The sequence below is a fragment of the Mucilaginibacter sp. genome, from assembly GCF_025362475.1.
In the GTDB taxonomy this organism is placed as follows: Bacteria; Bacteroidota; Bacteroidia; order Sphingobacteriales; family Sphingobacteriaceae; genus Mucilaginibacter.
Genome location: NZ_JANYGH010000008.1, coordinates 97,719 through 113,042 on the forward strand (window position 1 = coordinate 97,719; position 15,324 = coordinate 113,042).

Sequence of the window (15,324 nt, forward strand, 5' to 3'; positions counted from 1 at the left end):
TTTTAGGCTATGCGTATACCAACTCTCAGCGGCAAATGCGCCTTTGCGTATTCAAAGGCTTTTTGGGTATCGTTAAATGAAAATTCAGGACCAATCAATTCCTTAAACGGAAAGCTGTGATGGTGCTGGCTAATAAAATCAACTGCGGCCAGCAAATCCTCATGATTGTAATTGTGCAAGCCTTTAATGGTGATCATCCGGCGGATGACCTGCTCGGCATCAATGTTTACTTTTCGGTTGCTGAACACAGCACCTATCCAAACGGCGGTACCTCCGGTGGCCAGGCTTTCCAGCCCGGTTTCCATGGCGGCAGGCGCGCCGCTCATATCAAAAACAATATCGATGTTTTGTTCAGGCTGCGCTTTTGAAAGTAAAATTGAGGTATCCGCACCAAATAATAACGCTTCATCCAGCCGCTGCTGGTTGATATCGGCCGCGTTAACGGCTTGTGCTCCGGCCACCTTACACATGGCCGCGCAAACAATACCCAATAAACCCATGCCGGTGATCAGAATATTTTTACCGCTGATATCACCTGCAAGCCTGAGCGCACCGGCCACCGTAGCAACCGCGCAGTTAATGGTGGCCGCAACAGGCAGTGGTACATCTAAAGGGATTTTTAATAAAGTAGTATTCTCCTTTAAAATGCAGTACTCGCCCAAGCCGCCGTGAAAAGGGTTTGCTTCTGTAATTTGCGCGTGGCCGTACTTAAAAAGCTGATCTGATTTTTGCGGCATGCCTCTCTTAGCCAGCTCAGACAGCGGATTAGAAGAAAAAACACTCCAGGTGATACGGTCGCCGATCTTAAGATCGTTACCAGCATAATCATTACCCGGATGCGCTTCGCCGATGGCTATAATCTCACCCACAATTTCATGTCCCAATACGGTAGGTGTTTTTTCAGTGCGCAGGCCGCAGTAAGTATGCATATCGCTGCCGCATATCGTGGTATACAGATTTTTAACCAGTACTTCTCCCGGTTTAAGTGCGGGCACTTTCATATTCAGCAGCTGGAATTGCTGCCCGGCCCCGTTAAATGCAAATAATTTTCCTGTAGGTTCCATTAGTTCTTTTTGATAGTAAAGTTGGCTGCATTGATATCAAATGTCGCAGCCTTATGTTTAGTTGCTGTGCTACTCCGCAAGTTATCGACAAAACAATAAGCGTCCGTGAATTTGATTGGGGATACGGTTGCAATGTAATAACAGTTGCTTTTGATCTCCGTAAACCAGTCGCGGGTTAATATCTTCGCGGTAAAGCGCATATCTTCCTGGGCTTTGATCTCCGCAGCGGAAAGCCGGTCGCCGTTCTTGGAGGTGATATTGGGTGTAAGCAATTCCCAGGCTACAGGTTTGGTGCCGATTTGATTATTTTCCCCTTTTTCGATAACAATAGGGATATCTAAATTGGGGTAACCTACCATCGAAAATGTAATTCTTTGCGAACCTTCAGGCGGGAGCAGTGTAAAGGTGCAGTCCTGTCCGGTAGCTGCCTGTATTTTAACAGCGGCATCGCTGATGGTTGCATAAGGCAATGTTGAACTGCCATCGGTCACCGTTTCGCCAAGTAAGCCTTGAGCAAAAGCAATGATGCTTAAAAATAACAGTGCTGCTATCACGTAAAATTGTTTCATTATAACAGGAGGTTTTAATGATGGTTTGTTTAATACTCAAATTGAATATGCAATATTAGTAAACATTTGTTTATAAATATTAAACTTTTTTATACTTTTGTTAAGTATTTGTAAACAATTGTTCAATATTGTTTACTCTTCTATATTTGTATGATGGAAAGTAATATGCAGGGTGCATTTGTCATCGAGGTGAGTAAAAGGATCAAACTTAAGCGAATAGAAAAGCGGCTTACCTTACAGGAACTGGCTAACAAAAGCGGTGTGTCAAAGGGATTGATCTCGCAGATAGAGAATGGCCGGAGTATTCCTTCGCTGCCAGTCATGTTCAGTATCATCCAATCATTAGATACTGCGCTCAGTGATTTTTTTGTGGGTTTGGAATTAAATGAGCCAATGGTGATTATTGAGCGCGCCGGTGATTATGACAGCTTTGAAAAAGAGAACGCCACGGGCTTTTATTACAAGCGTATGCTGACACGTACCCTTAGTGCAAGTACAGTGGACTTCGTGCTGCTGGATCTGCACCCAAACTCACACCGCGAACAAGTGAGTACGGATGCATTTGAATATAAATATGTACTCAGCGGCAAGGTAGATTATCTGATCAACGGTGAAAATTATGCACTGCAAAAAGGCGACAGTTTGTTTTTTGATGGCCGCCTCACTCATGTACCGAAAAACAATACCAGCGAGATCTGCAGTATGCTGATCGTTTACTTCTTCGATCAAAAATTATAATTAGAAAAAAAAACTCTTACATCTTATACCCGAAAAATAATGTCTGATAAAATAAAAATGGTCGTGTTTGATATGGCCGGTACTACAGTTAATGAAGATAATATTGTTTATAAAACATTAAGAAGCGCTATCAATGAAGCTGGCTTTGCCTTTACTTTGAATGAAGTATTAGCAGAAGGTGCCGGTAAAGAAAAAAAGCAAGCCATCAGATCCATCTTAAAAGTATACGCAGGTGTGAAAGATGAAAAACTGATCAATATAATTTTCAATAATTTTTTACAAATGCTAACTCAGGCTTACCTAATTGCCGATATATTCCCTCAACCTAACGCGTTTAAGCTTTTTATTAAGTTAAAAGCGCAGCATATTATTACTGTATTAAATACAGGATATGATAGAGGAACGGCCCATTCTATTATTCGTAAATTGAAATGGCAAGAAGGCATTGATTTTGATTGCCTTGTTACGGCAACCGATGTAGATAAAAACAGACCCAACCCGGATATGATTTATTTTGCTATGAAGAAATTTGGCATATCTGATGGCGCAGAAGTGGTAAAAGTGGGTGATTCAATCATTGATATACAAGAAGGGCAAAATGCAGGTTGTAGGCTAAGTATAGGTATAACAACTGGCGCACATACTTTAGCGCAGTTAAGAACTGCAAATCCAGATCATATTATTGAAGATCTGGAAGACCTTTTATCATTTATTAACTAAAATATATTCCTGCATATTTCCCCCAAATAATAAAGACCGCTCCAATAGATGTAAGTTATTAATAATTTTACGGTATACCTCACGGCTATATAACTAAATCATTCGTTCTAAGCTCCATTTGCCTGTTTCATTTTTCCCTACTGCTCATATATTCTTCGTAATCTCCTTTGGAAGGTATACGTTTTAACTACCGCGCCACAGTTAAATGCCCGTGACTTCCGATGGATTTGTAGGGTTGCCTTGCAAAATGATATTACATGTCCGTTTATACTGTACGCAATCGTTTGATCTTAATATTAAAATTGTTTTTAATATTATTTTGATAAGTTTGGGTAATGAATATAATTATAGCCCTAATTTTAACTGTCATATGCTTCTCGTCGGTAAAAGCGCAAAATAAACTGGCACAAACAATCAGGGACGATAAAAGACTCGATACTGTGTATACCGAGGCAACATTATTACTTGGTAAAGGCTTTAATGCCGGCGATGGCTATCCGCAGGTTTGGATACGCGATTTTAACACCTTCATTGAAACTTCCTGCAAGGTTTACAGCAAGGATAGTATCCGTAAAAACCTGCTAACGTTTTTGAAATTGCAGCAGCCCAACGGCGAAATTGTAGATGGATATGTTTTAAAAGGGCACGTTACCTGGGATGATCCTAATATTTACACATCCGTAAACGACACCACACATGTTGGTTTTAAAAATACAGTTGAAACAGATCAGGAAACTTCGCTGATACAGGCTTTTTCAAAATACATAAAAATTACAGGAGATAAATCGATATTAAACGAACGTATTGCCGGACAAACGGCTCGTCAACGCCTTGAGCTATCTATACAATATCTGCTGAAAAGCAGGTATTCAAAAAAATACCAGCTTTTAACCGGTGCTACCACGCAAGATTGGGGCGATGTACAAATAGAAGGGGGCGCGGTTGTGGATATAGATGCTAACACACATTGGGCAATTGATATTTATGATAATGCCATGTTTGTGATAGCGCTTAAAAACATGGCCGGGTTTTATGAAGATAATGCATCAAGGCAAAAATGGCTCAGCTTAAAAAGCCTGACGGTTAAAAAGATACGGCAACATCTTTGGGATTCAAAAAAATATAAGTTTATACCGCATGTATATTTAGCTTCATCTCCGTTTCCGGCATTGTTTAATGAAAATGATATCTGTTTTCATGGAGGTACAGCTGTAGCTATCGAAGCTGGTTTGCTTAGCCGACAAGAAATAAAGTTAGTCAACCTACGCATGGTTAAAGATGTAAAGTTATCTGGCGCGCCATCGGTAGGATTAACACTTTACCCTATTTATCCTGAAAATATCTATAAAAACTCCACTGTATCAAAGCCATATATTTATCAAAACGGCGGCGATTGGGCCTGGTTTGGCGCAAGGATGATAACGCAGCTTACCGAAAACGGTTATATTGAAGAAGCATACGATGAACTGCAACCCATGATAACCAGAACATTGCGTGATAAACACTTTTACGAGTGGTACAGCAGGGACAATAAGCCCAACGGCTCATCAAACTTTAAAGGCTCGGCAGGGCAGCTTGCGCAGGCAATTCAAGCATTAAAAAGCTGGGCGCGGGCGCATTAAATTTGTAGCTACCTGCCTTGTGTTTGCTCTATTATACTTTTAACTGTTTCTTATATTCTGACGGGCTTTTGCATGTGATTGATCTGAAGAATTTATTAAAATTGCCGAGGTTATTATAGCCGCACTGATAACACACATCAGCTATAGAATACTCTTCATTTCGCAGCAATTTACAAGCATGCCCTATCCTTATTTCATTTAAAAATTGCGTTAGTGATTTTTGCGTACGTGCTTTGAAAAATCTGCAAAACGAATTTGTGGTCATATTACACAAATCAGCGACTTCTTTAAGCGTAACGTCGCGATGAAAGTTTTCCATCAAAAATTTATATACCCTGTTAATTCTATTGGTATCCTTTTCATCATAGGAGTTTTTAAAATTGAAACTGGCTAAATAATTATACTCCGTTGATGTTGACAAAATTTCAATCACCTGGAGGAAATGGATTATTTTTTTGAACCCTCCTTTTTCCGATATATTCGACAAGATCTTGATAACCTTCTTATTTGCTTCGCCGTAAAATCTCATCCCCCTTGCCGAGCGCGTGATCAGATCCTCTGTGGGGTTTAATATATTCTGTTCATCAGTTAAGCTTAAAAGGAAATCGGCAGGGAAATAGATCACCGTAGATTTAACAGGATTATGCGCCAATTCCTGTTGAAAAAGCTTGTCATTTAACCATATATGAGGTAGATTTGGCCCCATCAAAACAAGATCGTCTTCTTCAAAATTATCTATATAATCACCCACAATACGCTTGCCATGGCTTTTCTCTATCCATACCAACTCACAAAGATTATGAAAATGGAAAGGGCTAATCAAGTTAAACGTTTCCAGCTTCTTGATTTGAATTGTTTTCCGACCCGATAAATTGACATCTATTAGTTGTGGTTTCAATTCAATCTTCCTTTAAATGTGGATACAAAAATCTTCATGCTTAATCGAGCAACTAAATTAACCACCTTTTCAAAATAAACAGTTGTTTTATGGTAAAATAGTTTAAATACACGTTAAGTAGCTTTTAGAAAATAACTTCCATACCGTGTACCTTTAGCTATTGCAAACACACAACAGATGAAAGAAGATAATAATACAAAGGATTTACCAAAGCTCTGGGATACTGACGATGAGCTTTTCCATCTTGTTCGCAAAGAGCTGTACACCGCAGTAGTAGGCGATATCATGGATAAGCTGGGTCTTTTTAACCAGTTTTTACCCCCGCAAATAGTTCCGCTACAGGAAAATACATTTATTGTTGGCCGGGCCATGACGGTGTTGGAAGCTGATGTAAATTCAGTTTCAAGCAATTTTAACCCTATCTTAAATAAGCCTTTTGGATTGATGCTGGAAGCGTTGGATAATTTAAAGGAAAACGAGATATACGTATGTACCGGCTCCTCGCCAGATTACGCCCTTTGGGGAGAATTGATGAGCGTAAGGGCTCAAAAATTGGGCGCAGCCGGGGCCGTTGTTGATGGCTACTCGAGGGATACCATAGGCATCCGTAATATTGGCTTTCCGGTATTCTCACACGGTCGCTACGCCCAGGATCAGGCACCACGCGGGAAAGTGATAGATTACCGTGTACCCATAAAAATCAGGGCGGTAAGTATTAACCCCGGCGATATTGTTTTAGGTGATATTGATGGAGTTTGTATCATCCCCAAAGAGGTTGAAGAAAAAGTTTTTTCATTAGCGATTGAAAAAGCAAGGGGCGAAAAAATGGTAATGAAAAAAATAGAAGAAGGCATGAGCGCTAAAGACGCATTTGAAAAGTATGGGATCATGTAATTGTTTGTTCATCGGGAGCTAAAAAACGCAAATGAAAAATTTTTATAAAACACTTATAGGTTTACTGATTTTGAATTGCACTGCAAAGGCGCAAATTCAAAAGATCGATTATACCACTGCCGACAAGCAGGTTTTAAAACTTAACCGGGTATCGCCGGCCGGTTCATCACAACCCAACAAGCTATCGTTAGATGGTACCTGGCTTTTTTCTGAAAATATCAATACATCGCCCTGCGCCAAGAATATACAAGTGCCGGGCGAGTGGGTAATGCAGGGCTTCACGGTTGATAACGAGGCTTATGCTGGTTATCAAAAAAACTTCACCCTGCCTGAAAACTGGAAAGGCAAACGTTTAAAATTGCGTTTTGATGCGGTGTACAGCGAATCAGAAATCTGGCTTAATGATAAGAAAATCGCCAGCCATTTGGGTGGTTTCACCCCATTTGAAGTTGACGTAACCAATTTCGTTAAACAAAGTGGCGATAACCAATTATTGGTAAAGGTAAAATCAAGCAGCAAGGCTGATTCATTGGCAAGCGCCTCGCAATACGCGGTACATCCATTAGGCGGCATTTCCAGAAAGGTATATTTGATGGCTGTTGCTCCGGTGAATTTTGCCTATGTTGATATAAAGACCAACTTAGATAAAAACTATGAAAACGCCGTTTTAAATACGGATGTAATTATTGCCAACGAGCAGGATGCCAAAGCAGAAAAACTAAGCCTGAAAGCCGAGTTATTTAAAGCCGATGGCACTACCAAAGTTGGCGAGAAGCTGGTTTCCGTCGATGGCATTAACAAAGGCGGTTTTTTGCAGCAAAACATCAGTTTCGATGTATCAAAACCCCAGAAATGGGACCCGGAACATCCTAACCTTTACGTTGTAAAACTGAGTATTTTAGATGGGGCCAATGTTCAGGATGGGATTACCAAAAGCATCGGTTTCCGGCAGATAGAAGTTAGGGGGAATCGTGTATTTGTAAATAATATGCCTATTAAGCTGCGTGGCGTTTGCCATCATGAAACTATGCCTTTGCGTGGCCGTTCGGTAAATGATAACATGTGGGAAAAAGATGTGCAGCTGTTTCGCGAGGCCAACGTGAATTATATGCGCACATCACATTATCCGCCAGCCGAAGAGTTGATAGACGCCTGCAACCGCCTGGGTATGTTTTTAGAAGTGGAAGCGCCCTTTTGCTGGGCCGAAAATACCCAGGTAACTTTAGGTACCCCCATTTACCAAACCCTGATGGTTGATCAAACATTGGATATGGTAAACTATTTCAGATCCAACCCATCGGTGCTTACATGGTCAATAGGTAATGAATCTGAGAATTATAAAAACTATTTCAAGGAAACCGCCAAATTGATTAAACAATTTGACCCCACCCGACCGCGTAATTTTAGCCAATACGGGCCTGAAGCTGATGAAGGCGACCTGGAAATATGTAATCACCACTATCCCGGGCCTGGCGGACCAGAAGAATACCGCAATTATAAGCGCCCTATTGTTTTTGATGAATATGTGCACTTAAACGCCTATAACCGTTTAGAATTGGTTACCGATCCCGGTGTACGCGACGCCTGGGGAATTGGATTTGAAGCCATGTGGGAAAAAATGTATAAAACAGATGCCGTTTTAGGCGGTGCAATTTGGGCAGGTATCGATGATACTTTCTTTTTGCCGGATGGAAAAACAGTAGGCTACGGCACCTGGGGCCCTCTTGACGGCTGGCGCAGGGAAAAACCGGAATACTGGCATATGAAAAAAATATATTCGCCGGTTAAAATAAAATTGGTCAGCAATTGGCTAAATGGCAAGATTGCTCTTGAACTGGAAAACAGGTTGCTTTTCAGTAACCTTAACGAATGTAAAATAGAATGGAGCATAGCCGGCGAAACCGGTTTAATAAAAGCCGATTTAAAAAGAGATGCCAAAACAACAGCAGATATTGCCATCAGCAAAAAACCATCATCTTCTGATAAACTAACCATTAAAGTTTATGACCCGCGTGGCGTATTAATTGATATTTATCAGTTTTCGGTAGTGCCGGCTGTTTCGATTGTAACATCTTCCAAAACAAATGTGGATCCGTGGAGCTACCAGCAAAACCAAAATACCCTTATTGCCAAAACAGCAAACATGCAGGTTAACTTCAATTTAGCAAATGGTGATATTGAACAGGTTACCAACGAAGGAAAAAACGTTTGGACTACCGGAACAAGATTAATGGTTTTACCTTTAAATGGTGATGGCAACGGCGTACAAATGACGGGCGACAACAAAAAATTTGAGCCTTTTACTGATGTATGCAAAAACCGTGTGGTAAAAGAAATTAAGCTGGATAAAGCGCAAAATGGTTTTACTGTGAGCATTGCCGATACTTATAGTGAAGCTACCGGTGTAACCACTTATCATTTCCTGGCCGGTGGAACGGTAAAAATAGATTATAGATATACCATCAAAAAAGATGTGAACCCACGCCAATGGGGATTGGTTTTTGGCTTGCCTGGCACTTTCCAGGTATTGGATTGGGATAGAAATGCCCAATGGAATTACTACCCGGCAGACCATATCGGACGCCCTAATGGTAAGGCAATGCTGATGTCGGATACGAAAGTAGTAGGCCCGGCAGGCCCATCTGTTTTGCCAATGACACCCTGGAGTTTGGATAGGAATGATTTAGGGACCAATGATTTCAGGTCGACCAAAATGTATATTAACCGGGCAGCATTGACCAATGGCATCTCCTCATTTAATGTAATAGCTAACGGACAGCAACATATCAGGGCATGGAAAGACCAGCAAAATATTAAAACCTTAGTTGCCGGATATAGCAACATGGGCTCCGAAAGATTTTTCAGAGGCCACGCCGAAAAAATGGACAGACCTTTAAAATCCGGAGATGTGATACAGGACAGTATCAATCTTCTGTTAAAATAATAGCGCAAGCAATGCAGTATATCAATAGGTTCTTTTTTCTTTTTCTCATTTTTTTTAACATAAATTCCTTTGGGCAAAACAGCATTAACGGCTTTAAAACCCCTCGTTTATCCCCCTTGCCTGCTGGTGTTGCCGGCGTTAAGCAACCGCAAATTCCCTTAAATGGCACATGGAATTTCCAGGTAACAGGTTATAATAAAAAGCACACCATACTTGTACCCGGCGAATGGGAAATGCAAGGTTTTACCGTAAATGAAGGAGAAACCGCAGTTTATAGCAAAGCATTAGACATACCCGCCGACTGGCAAGGCAAAAGAATAAAACTACGTTTTGATGGTGTAAGCTCACATGCCGTAATTAAGGTTAACGGTACCGAAGTTTGCACACATGAAGGCAGCTTTGTGCAATTTGAGGCTGATATTACCGATGCGCTGAAAAGCGGCAGTAACCTGCTGCAGGTTGAGGTGCAGGCCAATACCATCAGCGATAAATTAGCCTGCACCTCGCAGTATGCTGCACATACGGTGGGCGGTATATTACGTAAGGTTGTTTTGTTTGTGTTACCCCAAACCAATATCGCCTCAACCACAAACACCGTTGTTTTTGACCGGCAATTCAAAAATGCTGATCTGAATATCCAAACGAACGTGGCCAATGAATCTGCTGATGCAGCGGTAACGCAAGTTCAGCATGTGCTCACAGATGAGGCAGGCAAAGTAGTTTTTGATAAGCTATCTGACAAGTCAAAAAATGGCGGTGATGTATCTACAAAGATCAATGTTGCCAAACCCCAGCAATGGAACCCCGAGCATCCATATCTGTATCACCTGAAAAGCACGTTACTGGTAAATGGCAAACCGGTTCAATCGGTTGAGCAACATGTGGGTTTCAGGCAGGTTGAAGTTAAGGGGAATGAGGTTTTTGTAAATGGGAAATCGATAAAGTTGCGCGGCGTTAACCGCCATTCCGTATACCCGCTTACCGGCCGCAGCATCAGCCCCGAGCTTGATCGCAAAGATGCAGAATTATTTCGCGATGCCAACTGTAACTATATCCGCACATCACATTATCCCCCGTCAGAAGAGTTTTTAAATGCAGCGGACGAACTGGGCTTATTTGTTGAAAGTGAAGCTTCCTTATGTTGGATTCAGCATGGCGCCTCACCCATCTGGCAAAAGTGGGATTATCAAGATGAAAAGTTTTTGCCTTACATGATTAATGCCGATGTTGAGAATGTACTGGCCGGACGCAACCACCCATCCATCATCATCTGGTCATTAGGTAATGAATCACGCTGGAGCCCGCTTTGGGAAAAGGTGTTATCTGTAGTAAAAACGCTTGACCCTTCACGGCCCACAACGTTTCATGATCAGTGCTGGGGCGGTTTCAATAATGCCCATAGCTCAGCCGATATTGCTGTTTATCATTATCCCGGCACCAACGGTCCTGCGGCTACCGATACCATGAAACGCCCGGTTCTGTTTGGTGAATACGCCCACATATCCTGTTACAATCGCAAAGAATTACTGGCCGATCCTGGTGTACGCAGCAGTTACGGGAAACCACTGGAAACCATGTATGATTCCATGTATTACCACAAGGGCTGCCTTGGCGGTGCTATTTGGAGCGGCATTGACGATATTTTTCACATGCCCGATGGCAGGCTTGTGGGTTATGGCCCCTGGGGATTAATAGATGGCTGGCGCAGACCAAAGCCGGAATATTGGGGCGTTAAAAAAGCATATTCGCCCATTAAAGTAACAGGTATAAAATGGCCTTCTATCGGTAAAAAGTACATGGAGCTTACCATCGAAAACAGGTATGACTTTACATCTTTAAAAGACATCAATATCACGGCGGTTATCAACGGTATCGCTCAAAATATTAAGGCTGATATTGCCCCCCGCAGCAAAGGAATAGTAAAGTTCCCGGCAAATGGTGTAAAAACGCTGGAGTTGACATTTAAGGATCCGAGAGGTTTTATTGCCGATGAGGAGCATTATGAAACATCAGAAAGCTTACCCGCAGTACCATCACCAGCAACCTCCGTTTCATTAACAGATAATGAAGCAGCTTACGTGGTAACCCAGGGCGAAGTAAAATACACCATCAGCAAAACAACCGGTATTATTATTTCGGTACACAAGGGTGATACGGAGATATTAAAGCAGGGCCCTGTTTTTAGCGTGGTGCCCATGAATGAGGACGACGGCGGCAAGCCTAACGTAGCGGGCGAAACTTATCAGAATGATATTTATCCGGTTAAAAACTATCCGCTTTATACCTTGTTTGCCAGCAACATTACTGTACAAAAAGTTGATGTGGGCTTAAAGTTTTCCATGGATATTACCTACCTTGAATGCAAAGGCAAACAAAGCTATTTATTTACCAACGACGGAAAACTGGTAACAGAATACGAGGTGCAATATTCAAAAGCCGATATATCGCCATACCAATACGGGCTAATGCTGCAGTTACCCAAAAGCTTTGATAAGCTTAATTGGAAACGTAAAGGAGAATTTACAACCTACCCGGCAAATGATGTTGCAAGAACGCAGGGAACAGCAATGCTTAGCGCCAAACACATTAAAAGTGTAGAAGAATGGGGGGTGGTGCCCAAAACCGATTGGAAAGATGATACCAATGACTTGGGCAGTACAGATTTCAGGGCGACCAAGCGTTATATTCAGCAGGCATCCCTTCAGGATGATCAAAAGAACACGGTAATTGTAGTTTCAGATGCAAGCCAGGCATCACGCAGCTGGCTGCAGGATGAACATATAAACTGGCTGATCGCAGATTATTGCAATAACGGTTCAGAGCCATATTACGGCTCTCCGCATACCGAGGGGCGAATCAAAATAAAAGATAACCTTTTAAAGGGGAAATTAACTTTAGTAATACAGTAGATTTGAGGATGAAGTCGCTTTTTAAGTAAGCCTGAAAGAATAAATAATAAAAGCATTGTTTGAATAATTAAGTATGAAAATAACAGATGTAAAGGTTTGGCTGGTAGAAGGAGTTAAATACAACTGGACACTTTTAAAAATATATACCGATACAGGGCATACAGGCGTAGGCGAAGCTACTAACTGGCCGGGCAGCCCTATAGTTTACAATGCCGCCAAACACGTTGGCGAACGCATCATCGGGCTTGATCCTATGCGTACAGATTTTATCTGGACAAAACTATACCGCGATCTTAACTGGATAGGCCCCTTTGGCGCAAGTATGTGCGCCATAAGCGGTATTGATATGGCATTGCTTGATCTGAAAGGTAAAGTGCTTGGTACGCCCTGTTATGAACTATTGGGCGGTGCTTTTCGTAAAGATATTTTATTGTATGCCAATTATTGGTTTACTGGCGGCGGTCACAATGCCGAAGATTATGCTGTGCAGGCAAAAAAAGTAAAGGAAGCCGGGTTTACAGGCTTAAAGTTTGATCCATTTGCGCACACCAATTATTTATATGGTGAAGACCTATCAAGCAATCTTACACTTACTGCCGGGCAACAGGATCTGGCATTTGAGGTAAGCAAAGCAGTAAGAGATACCGTTGGGCCCGATTTTGATATCATGATTGAAACCCATGCCATGCTCAATTACCGCGTGGCAGTAAAAATGGCCCAGCGCCTGGCTACACTGGATATAACCTGGTACGAAGAACCTGCCGGGCCCGAAAGTGCCGATACATTACGAGCCATGCGTGAGCGCATACCATCAAACGTATCCATCTGTGTCGGCGAGCGCCATTATACCCGTCATGGTATCCGACCGGTACTGGAAAAAAATATTTGCGATATTATGATGCCTGATATCACCCGCTGCGGTGGCCCTTCAGAAATGAAGCGCATGGCTACCATGATGGAAGCTTACAATGTGCTATTGGCTCCGCATAATCCAAACGGACCATTGTCTACCCTGGCATCTGCCCATGTTTGCGCATCTGTACCTAACTTTTTCAGGCAGGAGTTTATGTTTAATGATGTGGCCTGGCGCGATACCGTGATTACTCACCCTATTAAAGATATGATTACAAACGGTCACCTGCGTTTAAGCGACAGGCCGGGCTTAGGCGTTGATCTGGTTGAGGAAGAAATGGAGAAGCATCCAGGCATACTACAACCAAGGGCGGGTTTTTACGTTTAAAATTATGTTTCAGATAAATTTTTCAGGAAAAACAGTTTTAATAACCGGGGCGGCAACCGGCATTGGCCTGGGTATCGCAAAAATATTTACCCAAGCCGGTGCTAATATTGCAGGGTGCGGATTGGAGGAAAGTGCGCAAGAATTTATAAATGTTGCACAGGAAAATAATGTAAAAGCATTTTATGAAACCTGTGATGTTACCAATAAACATGACTTGGGTAGATTTGTTAAAAACACCGTCGACCAATTGGGTGGCATTGATATTTTAGTGACAAATGCAGGGCGTAATGTATTTGAAGGAGCCGAAAACTGTACCGATGAACAATGGTTTCAGAATATACAACTAAATCTTGAATCGCACTGGCAAACGGCAAAGCTGTGTAAGCCATATCTTGAAAAAAAAGGTGGTGTTATTATTGTTATTACATCCAATCATGCCTATAGTACAATTCCGGGTTGTTTCCCATACAATGTCACTAAAACTGCTTTAACCGGTCTGGTAAAAACTTTGGCAATAGAATGGGCACCACATATCCGCACTGTGGGCATAGCTCCAGGCTTTATAGACACCTCCGGTAACCAGCAATGGTTTAATTCATTTCCCGACCCTGCCGCCGAGCGGGCTAAAACAATTGGCAGCCACCCGGTAAAAAAGATAGGTACTACCGAAGAAATTGGCGGCTGGTGCGTTTTCCTGTCGAGTGATTACGCCGCGTTTGCATCGGGCGCTACCTATTTAATTGATGGCGGCAGAAACGCGTTGATGCAAGAGTAATTATACAAGATTGATATACACCGCTATTTAATGTTGTTTTATGCAAACGTGGACTGCAGAATTATTGTATGAATCAGACCTTATTTTGGGCGAGGGAGCCCACTGGCATTCACAATGGAAAAAATTTTTGTATATAGATATAGACGGGGGGAAAGTTGGCCGTATTGACACGGTAACAAAAATAACCGAAGAAATAGCTATAAATGAAAAGGTAGGTACGGTTGTACCTGCAAATGATAACAAACTGATAGTTGCTTTAAAGAGCACTATTGAAGAAATAGACTTTGAAACGGGCCAACGAAGGATACTTGAATCCATTGAAAGCGATATACAAGATAACCGCTGTAATGATGGTAAATGTGACGCCGCAGGCCGGTTGTGGATAGGCACAACTAACATGCCAGGCGGTTTAAATCAAGCTGCTTTGTATTGTTTTGATGGATCACTTCAAATGAAACTGGATAACGTGAGTGTATCAAATGGGATCTGTTGGTCAAAGGATAATACTATCATGTACTATATTGATTCTTTTGCCTATAACATCAAAGCATTTGATTTTGAAATTAGTACCGGCACTATCTCCAATGAACGTGTACTTATAAAAATAAATGAGCCAGGTTACATTCCGGATGGTATGACGATTGATGACGAAGGCATGTTATGGGTAGCTATATGGGGCGGGGCTTGTGTGAACAGATATGATCCGGGCAGTGGCAAACTTATCGGCAAAATAAAGGTAGCAGCACCAAATGTTACAGCTTGCGCGTTTGGCGGCGATGATATGAAAACAATGTTTATTACCACTGCAAGAGCAGGTTTGGAAGAGGACCAATTACAACGGTTCCCGCTGTCCGGCTCCCTATTTTATATTACAATTAACATAAAAGGAGCTGAAATGAATGATTTTTCATTGAAGTAAAATTGATATAGCCGAATTTAATCAAAATAAAA

General features: G+C 41.8%; 12 protein-coding genes. 9 read left to right on the forward strand and 3 right to left on the reverse strand.

The window, feature by feature from the left end; genetic code table 11:
• Positions 1–2: 2 nt before the first annotated feature.
• Both Q0R88_RS04170 and Q0R88_RS04175 read right to left on the reverse strand, forming a co-directional pair.
• On the reverse strand, positions 3–1,064 hold the full coding sequence (locus Q0R88_RS04170) for a zinc-binding dehydrogenase (protein ID WP_295712672.1): 1,062 nt from the start codon (positions 1,062–1,064) through the stop codon (positions 3–5).
• Positions 1,064–1,633, reverse strand: a complete 570-nt coding sequence (locus tag Q0R88_RS04175) for a hypothetical protein (RefSeq protein WP_295712674.1) — start codon at positions 1,631–1,633, stop codon at positions 1,064–1,066. The genes Q0R88_RS04170 and Q0R88_RS04175 overlap by 1 nt, the downstream gene beginning before the upstream one ends.
• A gap of 150 nt (positions 1,634–1,783) precedes the next feature.
• On the opposite strand from Q0R88_RS04175, the gene Q0R88_RS04180 reads away from it, so the two are divergent.
• From Q0R88_RS04180 to Q0R88_RS04190, 3 genes are all read left to right on the forward strand, one after another.
• A complete protein-coding gene (locus Q0R88_RS04180; protein WP_295712677.1) occupies positions 1,784–2,371 on the forward strand; it encodes an XRE family transcriptional regulator in 588 nt (195 codons plus the stop codon).
• Between the two features lie 39 nt (positions 2,372–2,410).
• Positions 2,411–3,091: an HAD hydrolase-like protein gene (locus Q0R88_RS04185; RefSeq protein ID WP_295712680.1), complete on the forward strand. Its 681-nt coding sequence runs from the start codon at positions 2,411–2,413 to the stop codon at positions 3,089–3,091.
• 335 nt (positions 3,092–3,426) lie between these two features.
• Positions 3,427–4,713: a hypothetical protein gene (locus Q0R88_RS04190; protein WP_295712683.1), complete on the forward strand. Its 1,287-nt coding sequence runs from the start codon at positions 3,427–3,429 to the stop codon at positions 4,711–4,713.
• Between the two features lie 31 nt (positions 4,714–4,744).
• On the opposite strand, the gene Q0R88_RS04195 is transcribed toward Q0R88_RS04190, so the two are convergent.
• A complete protein-coding gene (locus Q0R88_RS04195; protein WP_295712685.1) occupies positions 4,745–5,611 on the reverse strand; it encodes an AraC family transcriptional regulator in 867 nt (288 codons plus the stop codon).
• 177 nt (positions 5,612–5,788) lie between these two features.
• Here Q0R88_RS04195 and Q0R88_RS04200 point away from each other — a divergent pair, with 177 nt between their 5' ends.
• The 6 genes from Q0R88_RS04200 (at position 5,789) to Q0R88_RS04225 (ending at position 15,292) form a co-directional block, all read left to right on the forward strand.
• A complete protein-coding gene (locus Q0R88_RS04200) occupies positions 5,789–6,505 on the forward strand; it encodes an RraA family protein (protein ID WP_295712688.1) in 717 nt (238 codons plus the stop codon).
• Positions 6,506–6,536: 31 nt separating this feature from the next.
• Complete coding sequence (locus tag Q0R88_RS04205) at positions 6,537–9,449, forward strand: glycoside hydrolase family 2 TIM barrel-domain containing protein (protein WP_295712691.1); 2,913 nt, start codon at positions 6,537–6,539, stop codon at positions 9,447–9,449.
• An 11-nt stretch (positions 9,450–9,460) separates the two neighbouring features.
• The gene (locus Q0R88_RS04210) at positions 9,461–12,358 is read left to right on the forward strand and encodes a glycoside hydrolase family 2 TIM barrel-domain containing protein (protein ID WP_295712693.1); all 2,898 of its coding nucleotides are present in this window, start codon (positions 9,461–9,463) and stop codon (positions 12,356–12,358) included.
• Positions 12,359–12,431: 73 nt separating this feature from the next.
• Positions 12,432–13,598 (forward strand): mandelate racemase/muconate lactonizing enzyme family protein, encoded by a 1,167-nt coding sequence (locus tag Q0R88_RS04215; RefSeq protein WP_295712696.1) that lies wholly within the window; start codon positions 12,432–12,434, stop codon positions 13,596–13,598.
• Between the two features lie 4 nt (positions 13,599–13,602).
• The gene (locus Q0R88_RS04220) at positions 13,603–14,373 is read left to right on the forward strand and encodes an SDR family oxidoreductase (protein ID WP_295712699.1); all 771 of its coding nucleotides are present in this window, start codon (positions 13,603–13,605) and stop codon (positions 14,371–14,373) included.
• A 40-nt stretch (positions 14,374–14,413) separates the two neighbouring features.
• Positions 14,414–15,292 (forward strand): SMP-30/gluconolactonase/LRE family protein, encoded by an 879-nt coding sequence (locus Q0R88_RS04225; protein WP_295712702.1) that lies wholly within the window; start codon positions 14,414–14,416, stop codon positions 15,290–15,292.
• The last annotated feature ends 32 nt before the right edge of the window (positions 15,293–15,324 follow it).

Coding starts and splice junctions, on each gene's coding strand:
- Q0R88_RS04170 (WP_295712672.1), bottom strand. CDS start 1,064: ATGGAACCTACAGGAAAATTATTTGCATTTAACGGGGCCGGGCAGCAA.
- Q0R88_RS04175 (WP_295712674.1), bottom strand. CDS start 1,633: ATGAAACAATTTTACGTGATAGCAGCACTGTTATTTTTAAGCATCATT.
- Q0R88_RS04180 (WP_295712677.1), top strand. CDS start 1,784: ATGATGGAAAGTAATATGCAGGGTGCATTTGTCATCGAGGTGAGTAAA.
- Q0R88_RS04185 (WP_295712680.1), top strand. CDS start 2,411: ATGTCTGATAAAATAAAAATGGTCGTGTTTGATATGGCCGGTACTACA.
- Q0R88_RS04190 (WP_295712683.1), top strand. CDS start 3,427: ATGAATATAATTATAGCCCTAATTTTAACTGTCATATGCTTCTCGTCG.
- Q0R88_RS04200 (WP_295712688.1), top strand. CDS start 5,789: ATGAAAGAAGATAATAATACAAAGGATTTACCAAAGCTCTGGGATACT.
- Q0R88_RS04205 (WP_295712691.1), top strand. CDS start 6,537: ATGAAAAATTTTTATAAAACACTTATAGGTTTACTGATTTTGAATTGC.
- Q0R88_RS04210 (WP_295712693.1), top strand. CDS start 9,461: ATGCAGTATATCAATAGGTTCTTTTTTCTTTTTCTCATTTTTTTTAAC.
- Q0R88_RS04215 (WP_295712696.1), top strand. CDS start 12,432: ATGAAAATAACAGATGTAAAGGTTTGGCTGGTAGAAGGAGTTAAATAC.
- Q0R88_RS04220 (WP_295712699.1), top strand. CDS start 13,603: ATGTTTCAGATAAATTTTTCAGGAAAAACAGTTTTAATAACCGGGGCG.
- Q0R88_RS04225 (WP_295712702.1), top strand. CDS start 14,414: ATGCAAACGTGGACTGCAGAATTATTGTATGAATCAGACCTTATTTTG.